Annotated in this window: 17 protein-coding genes; 6 read left to right on the forward strand and 11 right to left on the reverse strand. The window is 65.7% G+C overall.

Annotation, left to right across the window (positions count from 1 at the left end):
- Positions 1-71: 71 nt before the first annotated feature.
- Positions 72-1,049, reverse strand: a complete 978-nt coding sequence (locus CS1BSM3_RS22030; protein ID WP_072390969.1) for a complex I NDUFA9 subunit family protein — start codon at positions 1,047-1,049, stop codon at positions 72-74.
- 368 nt (positions 1,050-1,417) lie between these two features.
- Between CS1BSM3_RS22030 and CS1BSM3_RS22035 the strand changes: the two genes are divergently transcribed.
- Positions 1,418-1,687 (forward strand): SEL1-like repeat protein, encoded by a 270-nt coding sequence (locus CS1BSM3_RS22035; protein ID WP_072390971.1) that lies wholly within the window; start codon positions 1,418-1,420, stop codon positions 1,685-1,687.
- Here the strand turns inward: CS1BSM3_RS22035 and CS1BSM3_RS22040 are convergent.
- The gene (locus tag CS1BSM3_RS22040) at positions 1,684-2,313 is read right to left on the reverse strand and encodes a glutathione S-transferase family protein (protein ID WP_072390974.1); all 630 of its coding nucleotides are present in this window, start codon (positions 2,311-2,313) and stop codon (positions 1,684-1,686) included. The two genes, CS1BSM3_RS22035 and CS1BSM3_RS22040, sit on opposite strands and share 4 nt — an antisense overlap.
- 163 nt (positions 2,314-2,476) lie before the next feature.
- Here CS1BSM3_RS22040 and CS1BSM3_RS22045 point away from each other — a divergent pair, with 163 nt between their 5' ends.
- The gene (locus CS1BSM3_RS22045; RefSeq protein ID WP_072390977.1) at positions 2,477-4,180 is read left to right on the forward strand and encodes a GMC family oxidoreductase; all 1,704 of its coding nucleotides are present in this window, start codon (positions 2,477-2,479) and stop codon (positions 4,178-4,180) included.
- A gap of 85 nt (positions 4,181-4,265) precedes the next feature.
- On the forward strand, positions 4,266-5,054 hold the full coding sequence (locus tag CS1BSM3_RS22050; protein WP_072390980.1) for an NAD-dependent epimerase/dehydratase family protein: 789 nt from the start codon (positions 4,266-4,268) through the stop codon (positions 5,052-5,054).
- Between the two features lie 374 nt (positions 5,055-5,428).
- Here the strand turns inward: CS1BSM3_RS22050 and CS1BSM3_RS22055 are convergent, their stop codons facing one another.
- Together CS1BSM3_RS22055 and CS1BSM3_RS22060 are read right to left on the reverse strand one after the other, a co-directional pair.
- Complete coding sequence (locus tag CS1BSM3_RS22055) at positions 5,429-6,154, reverse strand: haloacid dehalogenase type II (RefSeq protein ID WP_072390983.1); 726 nt, start codon at positions 6,152-6,154, stop codon at positions 5,429-5,431.
- Positions 6,155-6,193: 39 nt separating this feature from the next.
- The gene (locus CS1BSM3_RS22060; protein WP_072390986.1) at positions 6,194-7,840 is read right to left on the reverse strand and encodes a GMC family oxidoreductase; all 1,647 of its coding nucleotides are present in this window, start codon (positions 7,838-7,840) and stop codon (positions 6,194-6,196) included.
- Positions 7,841-8,413: 573 nt separating this feature from the next.
- On the opposite strand from CS1BSM3_RS22060, the gene CS1BSM3_RS22065 reads away from it, so the two are divergent.
- Complete coding sequence (locus CS1BSM3_RS22065; protein WP_072390989.1) at positions 8,414-8,701, forward strand: hypothetical protein; 288 nt, start codon at positions 8,414-8,416, stop codon at positions 8,699-8,701.
- 94 nt (positions 8,702-8,795) lie between these two features.
- On the opposite strand, the gene CS1BSM3_RS22070 is transcribed toward CS1BSM3_RS22065, so the two are convergent.
- Together CS1BSM3_RS22070 and CS1BSM3_RS22075 are read right to left on the reverse strand one after the other, a co-directional pair.
- Positions 8,796-10,295 carry an aldehyde dehydrogenase gene (locus CS1BSM3_RS22070; protein WP_072394290.1) on the reverse strand — a complete coding sequence of 500 codons (1,500 nt, stop codon included), beginning with the start codon at positions 10,293-10,295 and terminating at the stop codon, positions 8,796-8,798.
- Positions 10,296-10,468: 173 nt separating this feature from the next.
- Positions 10,469-10,960: a VOC family protein gene (locus tag CS1BSM3_RS22075; protein WP_072390992.1), complete on the reverse strand. Its 492-nt coding sequence runs from the start codon at positions 10,958-10,960 to the stop codon at positions 10,469-10,471.
- Between the two features lie 206 nt (positions 10,961-11,166).
- On the opposite strand from CS1BSM3_RS22075, the gene CS1BSM3_RS22080 reads away from it, so the two are divergent.
- Complete coding sequence (locus CS1BSM3_RS22080; RefSeq protein ID WP_072390995.1) at positions 11,167-11,673, forward strand: Fur family transcriptional regulator; 507 nt, start codon at positions 11,167-11,169, stop codon at positions 11,671-11,673.
- Positions 11,670-12,557 (forward strand): ATP-binding cassette domain-containing protein, encoded by an 888-nt coding sequence (locus CS1BSM3_RS22085; protein WP_083528976.1) that lies wholly within the window; start codon positions 11,670-11,672, stop codon positions 12,555-12,557. Before CS1BSM3_RS22080 ends, CS1BSM3_RS22085 begins: the two co-directional genes overlap by 4 nt.
- 361 nt (positions 12,558-12,918) lie before the next feature.
- On the opposite strand, the gene CS1BSM3_RS22090 is transcribed toward CS1BSM3_RS22085, so the two are convergent.
- The 5 genes from CS1BSM3_RS22090 to opgC form a co-directional block, all read right to left on the reverse strand.
- On the reverse strand, positions 12,919-14,262 hold the full coding sequence (locus CS1BSM3_RS22090; protein ID WP_072390998.1) for an MATE family efflux transporter: 1,344 nt from the start codon (positions 14,260-14,262) through the stop codon (positions 12,919-12,921).
- A gap of 12 nt (positions 14,263-14,274) precedes the next feature.
- Positions 14,275-14,880, reverse strand: a complete 606-nt coding sequence (gene recR, locus CS1BSM3_RS22095; RefSeq protein ID WP_072394296.1) for a recombination mediator RecR — start codon at positions 14,878-14,880, stop codon at positions 14,275-14,277.
- A gap of 31 nt (positions 14,881-14,911) precedes the next feature.
- On the reverse strand, positions 14,912-16,000 hold the full coding sequence (locus CS1BSM3_RS22100; RefSeq protein WP_210188851.1) for a threonine aldolase family protein: 1,089 nt from the start codon (positions 15,998-16,000) through the stop codon (positions 14,912-14,914).
- Positions 16,001-16,147: 147 nt separating this feature from the next.
- Entirely contained in the window at positions 16,148-17,020 is an 873-nt protein-coding gene (locus CS1BSM3_RS22105) for an SGNH/GDSL hydrolase family protein (protein ID WP_143149315.1), read from the reverse strand.
- Positions 16,978-18,069: an OpgC family protein gene (gene opgC, locus CS1BSM3_RS22110; RefSeq protein WP_072391007.1), complete on the reverse strand. Its 1,092-nt coding sequence runs from the start codon at positions 18,067-18,069 to the stop codon at positions 16,978-16,980. The genes CS1BSM3_RS22105 and opgC overlap by 43 nt, the downstream gene beginning before the upstream one ends.
- Positions 18,070-18,080 lie beyond the last annotated feature (11 nt).

Below are 18,080 nucleotides of genomic sequence, written 5' to 3' on the forward strand. Positions count from 1 at the left end.
TTGAGTCTCGCCAACACATCTAGTGTGACACTAGTCGGGCGCCGCCGGCGGTTTCACCGTGGCTGCCCGCGTTATCCCCGATAATGCGAATACTGACCCTTCGCCCGGTACGACTCGAGGTAGCTCGGCACGATGGTATCGATCGCATGAGGGCCCTGAACGCCGAGGCCCTGCAGCGTGCGACCCTCTTTGGCGGCAGCCTCGCTGACGACATTGTCGCTTTGAAGCATCCGCACCTGGTCGACGGTGAGCGGCCTGATGGCATTCGGCAGCGGTGCGGTCAGGGCTGCGAGCAGCTTGGCGAGCCAGAAGGGCAGCGGAAAGTACGGGCGGGCGCGGCCGGCGTGCTCCTGCACGCGGTCGAGGAGCGCGCGGAAGGTCAGCACCTCGGGACCGCCGAGCTCGTAGATCGTGCCGGGCTTGCCGGCGCCTTCACAGATATTGGCGATCGCCGTCGCAACATCACCGACATAGACGGGCTGGAAGCGCGTGCGCCCGCCGACGAGCGGCAGCACGGGCGCAGCCCGCGCCATGGCCGCAAAACGATTGAAGAGGCTGTCCTCGGGTCCGAAGATCACCGAAGGACGCAGGATGATGGCCTCGGGAAAGGCTTCGAGCACGGCGGCCTCGCCCTGCGCCTTGGTCCGCCCGTACTGCCCCGCCGAATTGGTGCTCGCACCGATCGCGGACACGTGCACGAGGCGGCGGGCGCCGGCTTCGCGCGCCGCCCGGGCCACCGTGCGCGCCCCGGCTACGTGAATGGAATCGAACGTCTGCGCGCCGGACTTGGCGAGGACGCCGACCAGGTTGACCACGCCATCGACCCCTTCGAGCGCGCGCGCGATCGAATCGGGATAGCGGACATTGCCCTGGACGGCGTGAATCTGGCCGACGCTGCCCATGGGTTGCAGGTGACCGGCGAGATCCGGCCGGCGCACCACGGCCCGAACGCGAAAACCGCGCCGCGCCAGTGCCCTGACCGTATGCCGGCCGACGAAGCCGGAGCCGCCCACCACCGCAATGAGCCGCCCTTCTTCCCGAGTCACCATGCCCGTATCCCCATTGATTGTCCGCGCGAGCAATACATGGCCGGGCCTTCCGCCTCAAGGGCGCGCCTGGCACACCTCCTCGGCAGGCTCGTCGCAGGGTCAAAAAAGGCTTTCATCGGGCATGGTTAACGGGGCGCAAACGACGCTCCTGCCACTCAGCCAACGCCTGTGCCGAAATTGGGCGGAGTGTGCAGCCCGGAAGCGATCGTAGAGATTTCGGAAAGGAAGCCGGTCCGAAGTCATTAGTTCAAATCCGGATCGAATTTACACCTTCTCAGCCAGAGCCCTGACATCGTGGGCTTATGCCCGCACCGAACTAAGCGTGGCAGTTTTCAAGGCTCAGTGTCGGGATAGGAGTTGAGTTCCCCATGGCCAGATTTGATGTTGCGTTCCAGGAAATGCCGGCCCTCGCCGTCCAGGGCGGCGCTGCCGATGCGCTCTTCGAGCTCGGCCTCGCCTACTGCAGCGGCCGGGATGTCGACGTCGACCTCATCGAGGCGCACAAGTGGTTCAACCTTGCAGCGCTGCGCGGGAACAGCGAGGCCAAGCGCTATCGCAGCGAGCTCGCGAGCGAAATGAGCCGCGCCGAGATCGGCCAGGCCCAGCGCCGCGCCCGCGAGTGGCTCGCCGTCCACTAAGGCGTGCCGTTCCGTCCATGGATACGGTACGCCGGCCGCGTGCTGAGCTGCTCATAGTAGCGCGCCACCGCCGGCAGCTCGGGCTTCTCGAAGTCGAGCGAAAGCCAGCGGTTCACGATCATCCCGACCGGGATGTCGGCCAGCGTGAAGTCCGCCCCGCACACATAGGGGCCGCCTGACTTGCCCAAATCGGCATCGAGCCGCTGGAGCTGACGGTTCCAGTGCCAGATGCCCCAGTTGATCAGCTCGCTCTTGCCGACGAACTCCGGCGTCTTGGCGTGCAGCCCCAGGAATACGGGCCTTAGTCCCGCGAAGCCATCGCTCACACCCCAATCCATCCAGGCTTCCACCGTCGCCCGCGCGCGCAGATCCTCGGGCAGAAGATCCTGCCGGCCGTGCTTGCGGGCCAGATAGCGCAGGATCGAATTGCTCTCCCTCAGAATGAAGCCGTCGTCCTCGATCACCGGGACGAGACCGAAGTGGCTGACCCGCTGAAACTCGGGATCGCTGGTCGGGCGATAGCCGCGCCCCCAGTCCTCGCGCTCGTACGTCAGCGCCATCTCCTCGCACAGCCAAAGCACCTTGCGGACGTTGATGCCGTCGGCACGACCGTAGATCTTGAGCATTGGAGCCCCCTGGACAGATTGGGCCGAGCTTAGCCGCGCGCCATGCATCCGCCAATCGTGCGCCTGCAAAGCAGAGGCTTTGTGCGGGCGCTGAGCAACTGCTATCGAGAAACGAAGGAGCCTTCCAATGAAGCTCCGCGAACGCGATCGGTGGAAATGCCCAATGACCTATGACTACATCATCGTCGGCGGCGGCTCGGCGGGGTCGGTGCTCGCCAACCGTCTCTCGGCGAAAAGCTCGAACAAGATCCTCCTCCTCGAAGCCGGACCGGATACGCCGCACGGCGCCGTCCCGAAAGAGATCCTCGACAGCTACCCGGGCACGGCCTACTTCGATCCGCGCTTTCATTGGACGAAGCTGCGCGTGCGCACCGAGGTCGTCTCGCACAACAATCCGACCGAGGCTCCGCCGCCTTTCCGCAAGTACGAGCAGGCACGCGTGCTCGGCGGCGGCTCATCCATCAACGGCCAGCTCGCCAATCGTGGCGCTCCGACGGACTACGCCGAGTGGGAAGCACGCGGCGCACGCGGTTGGAATTGGGATGGCGTGCTCCCCTATTTCCGCAAGGTCGAGCGCGATCTGGATTTCGACGGCCCGTATCATGGCAAGGACGGCCACATCCCCGTCCGCCGCATCTTCCCGGAGCATTGGACCGGGTTCGCCAAGGCAGCAGCCAAGGCCTTCGAGGCTCAGGGTTGGAACTACGTCGAGGACCAGAACGGCGAGTTCGTCGACGGCTATCTCCCGCTCACGCATTCGAATGCCAACGAGCAGCGCGTCTCCGCCGCGATCGGCTATCTCGCCCCCGAGACGCGCCTCAGGAAAAACCTGACGATCTCCACGGGCACCGAGGTGAGCAGCCTCATCTTCGAAGGCAACCGCTGCGTCGGCGTGCGCGCCAATGTCAAAGGCCGCGCGCAGGAGTTCCGCGCCAACGAGATCGTCCTGTGCAGCGGCGCGATCCATTCGCCAGCGCACCTCATGCGCGCCGGCATCGGACCGGTCGGGCATCTCAAGGATCTCGGCATCGACGTGCGGGCCGCCCTCCCCGGTGTCGGCCAACGCCTTACCGATCATCCCGCCATCTCGGTCTCCGCCTACTTGCGCGCGCAAGGCCGCCAAAACCAGCACACGCGGCGTCATATGACGCTCGGCCTGCGCTACTCGTCGGGGATCGGCGACCTGCCGCCGGGCGACATGTTCGTCAGCGTCGTCTCCAAATCCGCCTGGCACGATGTCGGCAAGCGCATTGCCTCCATGCTCATCTGGGTGAACCGCACCTGCTCGGAGCGCGGCGAAGTCAAGCTCGTGTCGCGCGATGCCCGCGACGAGCCGCTCGTCGAGTTCAATCTGCTCTCCGATCGGCGCGATCTCGAGCGACTGATGGATGGTTTCAAGCGCATGGGCCAGGCCTATGCGCACCCGGAAGTGCAGAAGATCACGACGAACCCGTTTCCGGCAGCCTACTCCGACCGCGTACGCGCACTCGGCGTCGTATGCACGAAGAACAAGATCATCACCGGCGTCGCCGCGCGCCTGCTCGATGGACCGCAGTTCCTGCGCAATTATCTGTTCGACAACGTCATTGTCGAAGGATTCAAATTCAATCAGGTCATGCAGGACGACGAGGCGCTCGAAGCCTTCGTGCGCAAGGCGACGATCGGCGTGTGGCACGCCTCATGTACTTGCCGCATGGGCGCCGACAACGATCCCATGGCTGTCACGGACAACCAGGGCCGCGTGCGCGGGGTCGGCGGTCTGCGCGTCGTCGATGCCTCGATCTTCCCCATGGTGCCGAGCGCGAACACGAACTTCCCCGTGCTCATGTCGGCGGAGAAGATCGCGGACGCGATGCTGGCGGCGTAGACAACGGGCGGGCCCGGGAGGGTGTCCCTCCTATGGGCGCGAAACTTGGCCATGTACTCGTAGTCGTCGGTATGAGCGAACAAACATGACCCAGCGTGTTCTCGTGACCGGATCTGCCGGACGCATCGGAAGAGCTGCCGTCGCGGCCATTGCCGCGCGCGGGCACACCGTCGTCGGCCTCGACATCCGGCCGTCGGTCGGCCTGCCGCCAGCGCAGGTTTTTGAGGCGTCGTTGCTTGAGCAGGACAAACTTTCGGCCGCAATTGCAGGCGCCGACTGCCTCGTGCATCTCGGCGCGACGCCAGACGATGCCGTCTACCCACGCCCAGGCCCACCCGCGGACGTCGACAACTTCGAAGACGAGCTCGTCCCGAATAACATCGTCGGCGCCTATCGGGTGATGGAGGCCGCGCGCAAGACTGGTGTGAAGAAGATCGTTCTCGCCAGTAGCGGGCAGGTGATCGTCGGGCACCGCAAGGCCGGTAACATTCCGGTTCGCGCCGAGGCGTCATACGCGCCCCGCTATCTCTACGCCTGCACCAAGGTGTTCCTCGAGCAACTCGGCCAAGTCTATGCCGCCCATCACGGCATGAAAGTGATCGCGGTGCGTCTCGGTTGGTGTCCGCGCAATCAAGATCAGATCGCGGAGCTGACCGCCAACCCCGACGATCAAGACGTGTATCTGAGCCCCGCCGACGCCGGCCGCTTTTTCGCTTGTGCTGTCGACGCGGCACTCGATCGCCTGCCGCAGTTCGCGCCGGTCTATGTCACGAGCCGGCCGCTCGCCTGCGAGCGCTACGATCTCGGGCCCGCGCGCGACCTCGTCGGTTATGAGCCCCAGGACTGCTGGCCGACTGACGCCAGCGCGTTTTGAGCCTGAATTGGCGGCGCGATGCTGGCGGCGTAGCTTCGTGGCTGCGCCACGAGTGGGGCCGCATGCCTCCGGCATGACCCCACACCCCAATCGGGGGACACCCCGAACCCCCGTCTTTTATGGATTTGGAGCCCGCCGCTGACGCCCATGTCCCTTCTCCCCGTTCTTTACGGGGAGAAGGTTAGGATGAGGGGCGGCGGCATACGCAAAGGTCGGCATGTGTGCCGCCCCTCATCCCGACCCTCTCCCCATTGAAAACAATGGGGAGAGGGGGGGGAAGTGGGGCGCGTTATACACTGCGCTGTCGCTCTGACCGCCGCGGGCATAGCACCACGACCGGAAGCGATAGCACCTCTTCCCAGCAGCCCGCGGCACTAAAGCAACGCGCAACCCATGGCGTCAGCGACGCCGTTGAAGCTGTCCGTCGAGATGTCCCAGTTGGTGTTGTCGGCGACATCCGCCTTCTTCTTCGGACCGTACTCGTTCGGGCGCGCAACGAAGGCCGTTCGGAAGCCGGTCTTTGCCGCAGCGGCGAGATCGCTGTTGTGGGCGGCGACGAGCATGACCTCGTGCGGCTCGAGATTGAGCGCCGCGGCCGTACCGAGATACGCCTGCGCCGTCGGCTTGTAGGCGCGCGCGACCTCGGCGCCGACGATGGTGTCCCATGGAAGGCCCGAGTGCTTCGCCATGCGCACGGCGAGGCCGATGTTGGCGTTCGAGCACGTCCCGATGATGTAGCGACGCTTGAGGCGCGTCAGGCCTTCGACAACATCGGGCCAGGGCGCGAGACGATGCCAGATGGTGACGAGATGCTGGATGTCCTGCTCGGGCAGGCCCTTGATCTCGTACTTCTCGAGCAGCGTCTCCAAGCTCTCGCGATGGAGAACGTCCAGGATCGTGTACGGGCGGCGTCCCGAGCGGACTTCCTCCATGCCCGGCTGATAGAGACCGCGCCAGTCATCGGCGAACTGATCCCAGTCGCGCTTGATCCCGCGCGCATTGCCGAACGACGTCAGCTCGCGAATGGAGCTCCCCCGCCAGTCGACGACCGTGCCGAACACGTCGAACACGAGGGCCTTCACCTGATCCTTCGCTGCCATGCGGTGCACTCCTTCGTTCCCGTGAATTTTCTTGTCGTCTTATGCGGCGGGCAGCTCGCGCGCCGCCGTTGCCTGCCAATCCTCCGCGATCATGGCCGCGGCCTTCTCTGCGATCATCAGCGTCGGCGAGTTCGTGTTGCCCGACGTGATCGTCGGCATGACCGAAGCATCGGCAATGCGCAGACCTTCGAGGCCATGCGCCTTGAGACGGGGTGACACAACGGCAAGATCATCGGTGCCCATCCGGCACGTCGAAACAGGATGGAAGATGGTCGTCGAGATCTCGCCGGCGGCGCGCGCGAGATCCTCGTCGCTCTTGATGTCGAGGCCGGGGCGGAATTCCTCGGGCCTGTACTTGGCGAGCGCCGGCATGGAGACAATGCGGCGCGTAACACGCACGCTGTCGGCCGCGACACGCCGATCGTCCTCGGTCGAGAGGTAGTTCGGGCGGATCTCCGGATGCGCGTTCGGATCGGACGAGACGATACGCACATGCCCGCGGCTCGTCGGGCGGACATTGCACACGCTCGCCGTGAAGGCCGGGAAAGGATCGAGCGGCTCACCGAACTTCGGCAGCGTCAGCGGTTGCACGTGGTACTGGATGTTCGGCGTGTCGCGCGAGGGATCGGAGCGTGTGAAGGCGCCGAGCTGCGAGGGCGCCATGGTCATCGGCCCGCGCCTGAAGAGCGCGTACTCGAGCGCGAAGCTCGCGCGCTGCACGAGGCTCTGGTAGCGCTCGTTCATGGTCTTCACGCCATGCACCTTGTAGGCACAGCGGATCTGCAGATGGTCCTGCAGGTTCTCGCCGACGCCCTTGATCTCGTGGCGCACGCCAATGCCGTGCTGCTGCAGCAGCGCGCCGGGACCGATGCCCGAGAGCTGGAGGATCTGCGGCGTGCCGATCGCGCCTGCGGCCATGATCACCTCGCGGCGCGCGGTCGCCTGGCGCATGGCGCCGTGCTGATTGAAGGCGACGCCCGTGACGCGATGGCCCGACATCTCCAGGCGGTGCACGGTCGCATGTGTCGCGATCGTCAGGTTCGGCCGGCTCTTGGCGGGACGCAGGAAACCCTTCGCCGTATTCCAGCGGATGCCGGAGCGCTGGTTGACGTGGAAGTAGCCACAGCCATCGTTGTCGCCGCGATTGAAGTCATCGGTCTTCGGAATGCCCGCCTCGGCCGCCGCTTCGCGGAACGCGTCGAGGATCTCCCAGGAAATGCGCGGGCTCTCGATGCGCCACTCGCCGCCGCGTTCGTGCAGCCCCTCGAAGGCATCGGGCTCGAGCGCCCACTGGTCCTCATGCCGGCGGAAGTACGGGAGCACGTCATCCCAGCCCCAGCCGGGATTGCCCATCTGGCGCCAGCCGTCGTAGTCGCGGGCCTGGCCGCGCATGTAGATCATGCCGTTGATGGAGGAGCAGCCGCCGAGGACCTTGCCGCGCGGATAATTGAGCGACCGTCCATTGAGACCCGGCTCTGCGGCTGTTGCATAGCCCCAGTCGGCGCGGGGGTTGCCCATCAGGTAGAGATAACCGACCGGAATGTGGATCCAGTGATAGTTGTCGCTTCCGCCTGCCTCGAGCAGGAGCACGCGCTGGCTCGGATCTGCTGAGAGCCGGTTGGCGAGCAGACAGCCTGCCGTTCCCGCACCGACAATGATGTAGTCGTAGGTGCCTTCCGCGCCCATGCGTCGCCTCCCCGCCCGAGATTTGCCAGAGCGCGCTACGCCCGCTCTAAGCCTGCTTTTTTAAGCAGATCATGTTCATAGCGCGCGCGCAGGGGCAGGCAATGCGGAAAATGAACCATCGCGCCAAGCGGCGAGCACGGCGCGCGTTAACCATCTGCCGGCGAGCGCCCCTGCCCGCGCGCGACCATGCTGGCGGGAACCGAATCCCCAGCACAGCGGTTCAATTGGCAGGACGAGTTGAAGATACGAATCAAGTGCGGACGCCCGGCAATTGCAGGACAATCCGAGCGCACCCTATGGTTGATCGACTCGCTGCCTCAAAATTCATCTCTTGTAAACAATTTTTCGTGCTGCCTCTTGCAGTTTTTCCCCAGATGAGTGCATATGGACACAGTGAATTCGTGGCGCCGTCCCACCTATCCCCCCCATAGAGGCGTCACGTGATAGCCCGCGGTCTCCCCCCGACCGCGGGCTTTTTTCTTTTCAACGCACGCATTTCCGAAGCTTCGACCCCACGCGGCTTGACATCGGTGCGCGCGGCCCCAAGTCCCATGCAGATGGAAAGGCCGCAAGATGCGTACACTCATCGTAAGTGCTGCGATCACCGCGATCGCAATGATGAATTTTTCTGCGCCCGCCGAAGCGCAGCTCTTCAACGGCTATCGGCGTCTCGATCCCATGGGCGTCGACAGGCCTCCCGGACCGGAGCCGAACGCGCGCAAAGGTTCGCGCCAAGTCTACAAGCCGCTCAGAGGCAACTACCCATCATGCACGGGCTTCCTCTGGATCGGCGCACGCTGTCGTCTCCCGACGGGACAAGTCTGCATGGTGTACGAGCACGGACTCGACGCGTGCGTCTGATGCGTGCCGACAATCCGGATCCAAAAAGAAATCGGGCACGCACGGATGAAACCGTGCGTGCCCAATTCGTACGTGTGCGCTCTCGCATTGCGAACTAGCTGTTCGACGCCGTCTTCATGACGAACGGATTGCCGCCGCCGCCAACCGCGTTGTTGATCCAAACGCTCTTCGTTTGCAGATAGCCCTCGATGGCCTCGGCGCCGTTCTCGCGCCCGAGACCGGAAGCCTTGTAGCCGCCGAACGGCATCGTGAATGACACCGCGCGATAGGTATTAACCCACACGGTCCCGGCCTTGATCTTCTGCGCCATCATGGTCGCGCGGCGCACGGACTGCGTCCACACGCCGGAGCCGAGCCCGTAAGCGATATCGTTCGCGATCTGGATGGCCTCCGCCTCGTCCTTGAACTTGATCACGGAGAGGACGGGCCCGAAGACCTCCTCCTGCGCGATGCGCATCTTGTTGTTCACGCCGGTGAAGATCGTCGGCTTGACGAAATACTTGCCGCCGCCTTCGGCTGCCGTCGCCGGCCCGCCGCCGAGCACGCACTTGGCGCCCTCGCCCTTGGCGATATCGATGTAGCCGAGGATCTTCTGGTACTGCGGCGGCGTCGTCACCGGGCCAACCTGGGTCTCGAAGAGCTGCGGGTTGCCGAGCTTCGCCGACGCGGCGACCTCGACGAGCTTCTCGACGAACTTGTCGTGGATCGACTCCTGAACGAGGAGGCGCGATCCGGCGATGCACGTCTGGCCGGTCGCGGCGAAGATGCCGGAGATCGCGCCGTTGACGGCCTCATCGAGAATGCAGTCGTCGAACATGATGTTCGGCGACTTGCCGCCGAGCTCGAGCGACACTTTCTTGAACGTGCGCGCGGCCAGCTCGTTGACGCGTGCCCCGGTCGCGGTGCCGCCTGTGAAGGCAACCTTGGCAATCTTGGGATGCGTGACGAGCGGCTCGCCCACGACGGCGCCAAAGCCCGTCACGACGTTGATGACGCCCGGCGGCACGCCCGCTTCCTCGACGACGAGCTTCATGAACTCGAGGAGCGATGCGGATGTGAACTCGCTCGGCTTGATCACCACCGTGCAGCCCGCTGCGAGCGCCGGCGCGAGCTTCCAGCCGACCAGCATGAGCGGCGAGTTCCACGGCGTGATGAACACACACGGGCCGACCGGCTCTTTCAGCGTGTAGCAGAAGTGATCGGGCTTATCGACGGGGATGGTCTGGCCGGTGATCTTGTCGGCGAGACCGCCATAATAATAGTACCACTCGGGCAGGTACTGCGTCTGCGCGTACATCTCCGAGATGAGCTTGCCGTTGTCGCGCACCTCGATCTCGGCGAGATGCTTGGCGTGCTTGGCAATCAGATCGCCCATCTTGCGGAGCAGCCGGCCGCGCGCCGTCGCCGTCATGGCCGGCCAGGGACCGCTCTCGAAGGCTCGCGCCGCGGCGTTACAGGCAAGCTCGGCATCGCGCGCATCGCACTCAGGAACAAGCGCCCAGGGCTCACCCGTGTAGGGATCGCTCGTCTCGAACACTTTGCCCGAAGCGGCATCCGTCCACTTGCCGTCGATGTAGGTCTGGTAGCGCTTCAGCGTCGTCGGTCTATCCTGCATGTTTCTCTCCCGAAATCGGCGCGCGACATCGATCTCGCCGCACGCGCGGTTGGAATTCGGAAGCCAAGCTAGACCCGACGGACACAGCCAGCAAGCTGCGACGCCGCATGGCGGCCCTCGGCAGATCAGGGCGCGACGAGGGGAGCGACGCCCTACGAGGCCTCGGCCATCAGCGCATGAAGATCCAGGCGGCGTGTGAACATCTCGAGCGCGCCGGTCTCGGTGCGGGGCCATTCCGTCGCCGGCTTGTCCCGATAGAGCTCAACGCCGTTGCCGTCGGGATCGCGCAAATATAGCGCCTCGCTGACCCCATGATCGCTGGCGCCATCGATATTGATGCCGGCCGACACGATGCGGCGCAGCGCGTCGGCGAGAGACTTGCGATCGGGATAGAGCACGGCGACGTGAAAGAGGCCTGTCGTCCCGGGCGCCGGCGGCGAGCCGCCCTTGCTCTCCCACGTGTTGAGCGCGATGTGATGATGATAGCCGCCGGCGGAGAGGAACACCGCGCCGTCGCGCCGCTGGGTCACTTCGAAACCGAGCACGTCGCGCCAGAAGCGCAGCGCGCGATCCAGGTCGGCCACCTTGAGATGTACATGCCCGATCCGCGTGGCGGGATGGATGGGCTTCGCGGGTGAACTCATGGAGAAGCCTCGTGCGAGCGGCCGCGGAACCGGACGCGGCGCGCCTCGGCTGCGGCATGATGACTCCCGAGCCTACCTCAGCACATCCTCGGTTTAACGCCTCCGCCCCTGCGGGAACGCGACGTCCCGAAAGCGGGGGTGCGCTGGGCGCCCGAATAGTGTTACATTATTCCTCAAACTCCCCGTTGGCCAGCAGCGAGAACGTAATGCGACGTGCCCAGGCCGCACCGGCCTTTCCGACCCCAGGTCACGACCATGCCCCCTGCCTCAAAGAGACCCTGCAACGCGCAGCCGACGCTTTTGAGGCGCGCGGACTGAAGCTCACGCCGCTGAGGCAGCGCGTGCTCGAGGAAGTTGCCGGCTCGCATCACGCCATTGGCGCCTACGAGATCCTCGAACGGCTCTCGCAAAAAGAGCGCGCGCGCATGGCGCCCATTTCCGTCTACCGCGCGCTCGACGCCCTCCTCGAGATGGGCGTCGTCCATCGCCTCGAGAGCCGGAATGCCTACTTCGCCTGTCATGCACCGCACGGCAAGCACGGCACGCGCCAGATCATCCTCGCGTGCGAGCGCTGCGCCACGGTCGCCGAAGTCGCCACGCCGGCTGCCTTCGATGAGATCGACGCGGCGGCCCGCGGCGCCGGCTTCGGGCCGACGCGCGTCATGGTCGAGGTGACGGGTTTGTGCGCGAGCTGTGCGGCGGCGCCTGCATGAACGCACACACGCACGCGCACGGCGCCCATGACCATCACGACCATGGGCATGGGCATCACCATCACGATCATGGCGCCCACCACGATCACCATCATCACCCACACGCCGGGACGCTTCCCGGCCGCGCGGACGTCCTGCTCACCGCGCGCGACATCCACTTCGCGCGTGCGGGCCGCACGATCCTCGAAGGCATCGACCTCGATCTCGCGCCAGGCGAGATCGTCACGCTGATCGGTCCGAACGGCGCCGGCAAGACGACGCTCGTGCGCATCCTGCTCGGCCTTGAGCGGCCCGACCGCGGCACCATCACGCGGCGCCCGGGCCTCTCGGTCGGCTATGCGCCCCAGCGCTTCGACCGCGATCCTGCAATCCCCATGACGGTCGCCCGCTTTCTCGCACTCGGCAGCCGGCACACGCCCGCCGAGGCGGAGACCGCGCTTCAGGAAGTGGGCGCAGCACGCGTCATCGGCCAGCAGCTCTCGCAGCTCTCCGGGGGCGAGCTGCAGCGCGTGGTGCTCGCGCGCGCGCTGCTCCGGCGGCCCAACCTCCTCGTGCTCGACGAGCCCGTACGCGGCGTCGACTACACGGGCGAGGCGGAGTTGTACGACCTCATCGGCCGCATCCGCGACGCGCGCGGTGTCGGCATTCTGCTCGTGAGCCATGATCTTCATGTCGTCATGGCGCAAAGCGACCGCGTGATCTGCGTCAATCGTCACATCTGCTGCTCGGGCCAGCCCGAGGCCGTGGCCCAGCATCCCGAATACGTGCGCCTTTTCGGTGCCGAAGCCGCGCGCTCCTTCGCCGTCTACCAGCACCAGCACGATCACAGCCACGACCTCACGGGCGCGGCGCTGCCGGCGAAAGAGGACGGCGGCGAGCGCTAGTTCGCGCCTGCGGCGCGACGGGGCCTTCGCCCCGCACCCCAACCGGGGAGACCCCGGACCCCCTTCTTTTTGTGACTTGGAGTTCGCCGCAAGCGCACCCCAATCCCCTCTCCCCGCACTTGCGGGGAGAGGGTTAGGGTGAGGGGCAGCGGCAAACGCAAACGGCAGCCAAGCGGCCGCCCCTCATCCTAACCTTCTCCCCGTGAAGAACGGGGAGAAGGGACCTGTCGCGCTCGCGGCTTGCTCCAAGTCCATAGAGGGCGGGGGCTCCGGGGGGTGTCCCCCGGTCGGGTTACAGGGTCATGCCGGAGGCGCGCCAGAGGCCGCGGCCTCGCTCGCGCCAAAGGCGCGACCAGCTCAATCAATCCGCATCCTTCTGCGACTTCCCTGCGATGAGGCGTCGGCAGAGCCACGCGCCGAAAAGAGCGAAGACGCTGGCGCCGGCGAGATTAGCGCCGATCACGCCAGTCGGGCCATAGAGCATGCCCGCGACCGTGACGACGGGCACGGTGCCGAGCGTCGCGCGGCCCCAGTTGAGCACGGTCGGCCAGTGCGGATGGCCGAGGGCGTTGAGCGCGGCGTTGGCAACGAAGAGAATGCCGAGGAAGGCGAACATCGGCGAAAGATAAATGCAGTACGTGCGCAGGATGTCCGCCGTCTCGCCGCTCGCATGGAAGACGGCGATCAGCGGCTCGACCGCCAGCGCGAGCGCGAGCCACGCAACGGCGGTGAACCCCACCGCCGCGAGGATCGAGACGTCGAAAGCCTCGCGCACGCGCGCCCACTGCCGCGCGCCGAGGTTCTGGCCGAGCACGGGCCCGACCGCTCCCGACAACGCGAAGATCGAGCCGAAGGCCACTGGCGCAATGCGGCCGATCAAGGCCCAGGCGGCGACGGCCGCAGTGCCGTGCCGCGCGATGGCGTAGGTCACGTAGGCGTTGGCGATCGGCGTCGCGAGGTTGGTGAGGATGGCCGGCACGGCAAAGCGCATGATGGTGCGCGCGTCGTCGATCACCTCTCTGAGATGCGGGCGGCCGAGAAGATCATGCTCGCGAATGAGCCAGTAGACGCCGAAGCCCGCGACGGCAATGCGCGAGAGGTTCGTCGCCCAGGCCGCGCCCTGGATGCCGAGGCCGAGCACGAAGATGAAAAGCGGATCGAGCACCACGTTCACGAACGCGCCGACCAGCGTGACGTTCATCGAGCGGCGCGCGTCGCCCTGCGAGCGCAGCACGGCCGAGGCGCACATGCCGAGCGACATGAGCGTCATGAACGGGATCAGAATGCGCAGGTAGCTCGTCGCAAGCGTGAGCGTGCGGCCTTCCGCGCCGATCAGCCGGATCAGCTCGGGCACATAGATCCACACGATGATACCCGCGAAGGCAGCGAAGATCACCGCGAACACATGCGAGCTCGCGCTGAGGCGCTTGGCACGCGCGAGATCGCCGGCACCGATGGCCGGCGCGATGAGTGCGCTCGCCGCGATCGCCGTGCCGATGCCGACCGACAGCAGCAGGAACAGGATCGTCGAGGCATAGCCGACCGCCGCGATGATCTCGACATCGCCGAGCATGCTGAGGAACAGCACGTTGGCGAGCTCGCCGACGAAAATCGCCATCAGCCCGAACGCGGCAGCGCCGGTCATGCGCAGAACGTGTGCGGGTATGGAGCCCGTTACGAAACGGGCCCTGCTTGCGTTCGCCATTTCGGCTCCCCCCTAGAGAGTGCGGCGCGCGCGGATCGCGGCGGCAAGGGTGCCTTCGTCGAGATAGTCGAGCTCGCCCCCCACTGGAACACCGTGCTGGAGACCGGATACCTTCACGTCGGCACCGGCGAGCTGCTCCCGCACGTAGTGCGCCGTCGACTGCCCTTCAACCGTGGCATTGAGCGCCAGCAGGACCTCGCGAACCTCGCTCGTGTGGGCTCGTTCGACGAGGCGCGCGATATTGAGCTGGTCGGGACCGATGCCGTCGAGCGGCGACAAGTGGCCGCCGAGCACGTGATAGAGACCATTGACGACGCCCGCGCGCTCGAGCGCCCAAAGGTCACCGATCTCCTCGACGACGACGATGAGCGAGCGATCGCGCCGCGGGTCACTACAGATGGTGCATGGCGAGACTGTGTCGAGATTGGCGCAAACCTCGCACGCGACGAGATTGCGCGCCGCCTCCTGCATGGCGGCCGCGAGCGGCTCGAGCAGCTCGTGGCGCCGCTTCAGGAGCGCGAGCGCCGCCTTGCGCGCCGAGCGTGAGCCGAGCCCCGGCAGGCGCGCCAGGAGCTGAATCAGGCGCTCGATCTCGGGCCCTGCGATCCTGCCTTTCATGACACGAATGCTTTCCTTGCGTGCAGGGCGCTCAGCGCCGCCCGCGTCCGCGCGCCTCGCCGGCAGCCTCGCGCGCAGGGGCAAGACCATGCAGGGCCTTGGCGAGATCCGCAGCGAAGCGATCGACCGTATCGGGCGAGGTATCCCACGCGCACATGAGGCGGCAGCCGCCCGCGCCGATGAACGTATAGAAGCGCCAGCCCTTCTCGCGCAGCTTGGCTTGCGCCGGCGGCGGGATCTCCGCGAAGACCGCGTTCGACTCGACCGGGAACATCAGGTTGACGCCCTCGAGGCCGCCGATGTGGTCGGCGAGGCGCTTCGCCATGGCATTGGCGTGGCGCCCATTGCGCAGCCAGACATCATTCTCGAGAAGCCCGAGCCAGGGTGCCGAAACAAAGCGCATCTTGGACGCGAGCTGGCCCGCCTGCTTGACGCGCCAGGCGAAGTCCTCGGCCAGCTCCTTCTTGAAGAAGATGACGGCCTCGCCGACGGGGAGACCGTTCTTGGTGCCGCCGAAACAGAGCACGTCGATGCCGGCCCGCCACGTGATCTCGGAAGGATGGCAGCCAAGCGTCGCCACGGCATTGGCAAAGCGCGCGCCGTCCATGTGGATGTTGAGGCCGCGCCGCTTGGCGATGGCCGCAATCGCGCGCAGCTCCTCGACGGTGTAGACCGTGCCGACCTCGGTCGATTGCGTGAGCGAGACCGCCTTCGGCTTCGGAAAGTGCATGTCCGAGCGCTTCGTGGCCGTGTACTCGATGATGTCAGGCGTAAGCTTGCCGAGCGGCCCTTCGACCGCAAGCAGCTTGGAGCCCGCCGAGAAGAATTCCGGCGCCCCGCACTCGTCGGTCTCGATGTGGCTCAGCTCATGGCAGATCACGGCATGAAAGGGCTGGCACATGGCCGAAAGCGCCACCGAGTTCGCCGCCGTACCGTTGAAGACGAAATAGACCTCGCAGTCGGTCTGGAAGAGAGCTCTGAGCCCGTCGCAGACGGCCGCCGTCCAGCGATCCTCGCCATAGGAAAGCTCGTGGCCGGTCGCGTTGGCCCGCTTGAGCGCCGCCATGGCCTCGGGACAGATGCCGGCATTGTTGTCGGAGGCGAAGTGCTGCGTCATGATCGCTATCCTCACGGGCGCACCGGGCGGGCCGCACAGCCACCTGCGCTCAGGGTCGCGACCATAGCGGCCCCCGCTGCCGCGGTCATCTCAATCGTGCAGAACCACCAGGCCCAATGGGTCAGCCCGGCCCCGGCTCAGAGGCTGCCGTCAATTCGAGGGGGGCTTGTCCGCTGGCTTGGGCCTGTCCTTGTGGAAAAGCCCCGTCGCGATCGCTCGAGCCAGGTACTCGGCGCTGCACTCATAGGCCGCTTCGGTCAGCCGCGAGCGCCCCGCCGGCGTCCCCTGCTCGCCGCGCAGGCGCGAGATGGTCTCCATGGCCTCGTAGCGGCCGACCCGCAGCACGCCGAGCTCGGTCGCGACCTTCTTGATGGACTTGCGGATCGCCTGATAGTGCGGGTCCTTGGTCAGGGCCTTGATGTAGTGGAGGCCGATCAGCGCCACATCCACGTCGTGCGCTTTCAGCCAGACCAGCGTCTTGCCGAGACTGCGCTCGAAATCCTCGGTCGGCAGGCGCGCGAGAGCATCGGCCGTCCCGACCTGCCACAGCACGAGATCAGGCTTGACGAGCGCCACTTCCATCTTGATGCGCGCGCCCGCGTCCCTGACGAGTTCACCCGACACACCACGATGAACGATTTCGACCTCGAGCCCCTTGAAGGTCTGCTCGAGAAGCTGCTCGACGAGATCGTAGTAGCCGCCGGCGCTCGCATCCCGACGGACGATCGGCGCTGCACCTATTGCCAGGATCACGATCTTCTGGCGCTCGCGCCATGCCTTGAGCACATTCGGCAAGGGCGATTGCGTGACGACCTCGATCGTGCCGACCTGGCACTCGCGCGTCACCGGCGGCAGGCTCTCTTCCTGTTTCTGCTCGGTCTGGGCCGGCTGCGCGGGGGCGGTTGCGGTAGGCGCACCCTGCTGTCCGGAGGCATGGGCCGGAAGGCCTGCCACAAGTGCGGACATGAGCAGCAGCCACTTCAGGCTGCCGTTCCGGCCCGCGCGCGCCACTCCGCTAGCCATGCCACAATTCCCATGAAAGACACGCCGGCTGCGACCAGGAGCGTGTCAAGCCATACGCCATCCGGCAATGCATACCGCAGAATCTGGCAAACCAGACTGAGGATCGATGCCGCACAAAACACCTCGAGCGAGTTTCGGCCCAACATCGCAAGAAAACCGACAACAGTAGGCACGACCTTCGCAATATATGGATAGACGATCGACATCACCGAGACTAGTGCCAGGAACTGGATAAGCCTGATCGGGGTTGCAAAGGTCTTGCCGTTAATGAACAGCAACTTCGGCTGCGGAACGGCCGTCGGATCTATCCAAGTGCCGCCCGTCAGAACAAAGATTGTCCCAATTATGACGATTGGCAGCGCCACCCAGCGGATAGCCACGATATGGCGGCGCGCCCACCCTCCGATCCCCGAATCACGCCCCAGCACCAGCCCCAGGACGAAGACGAGCTGCCAGCAGAGAGGATTGAAGAACCATTGGCCCTCGATCGGCCACGACGGGATGGTCAGCGGGACGACGAGGGCCGTCAGGTAGAGCAGCAACGACCCTGGCAGCAGAAAGTTCGGCGCCAGCCGGTCGATAGCGGCCAGGAGCGGCGCGATCAGCATCAGCATGACGTAGAGCGGCAGGATGTCGAAGTAGCCGAGCTGGTGCGTGAGCAGCACGATGCCGATATGCGTCTCGACCGGGCGATAGAAGACCGCGGCCGCATTGTGCCACTCGAGCAGCAGGGGGTTGTCCAGGAGCCGCGACGACATCGCGAGGATGGCAATGGCCAGCATCACGATCATCATGTGGGCGGCATAGAGGGTCACCGCCCGCCCGCCGAGGCGGAAGAAGACCTGGTTCATGGGCGCCGGCCGCGCCGCATCGCCGATGATGTAGCGGAGCGACCAGCCAGCAAGAAACACGAACAGCTCTGCCGAGTCCGAGATCGACACCGCGCGGTGCGTGAACTGGTCGAAGAAGATGCCGGGGACATGATTGATGAAGATCGTGACGAGGGCAAAGCCGCGCCAGAAGTCGACGGCATTCGGGGCTCGTGGCATCGGTTGGATCC

It is taken from the genome of Hyphomicrobium sp. CS1BSMeth3, from assembly GCF_900117415.1.
In the GTDB taxonomy this organism is placed as follows: domain Bacteria; phylum Pseudomonadota; class Alphaproteobacteria; order Rhizobiales; family Hyphomicrobiaceae.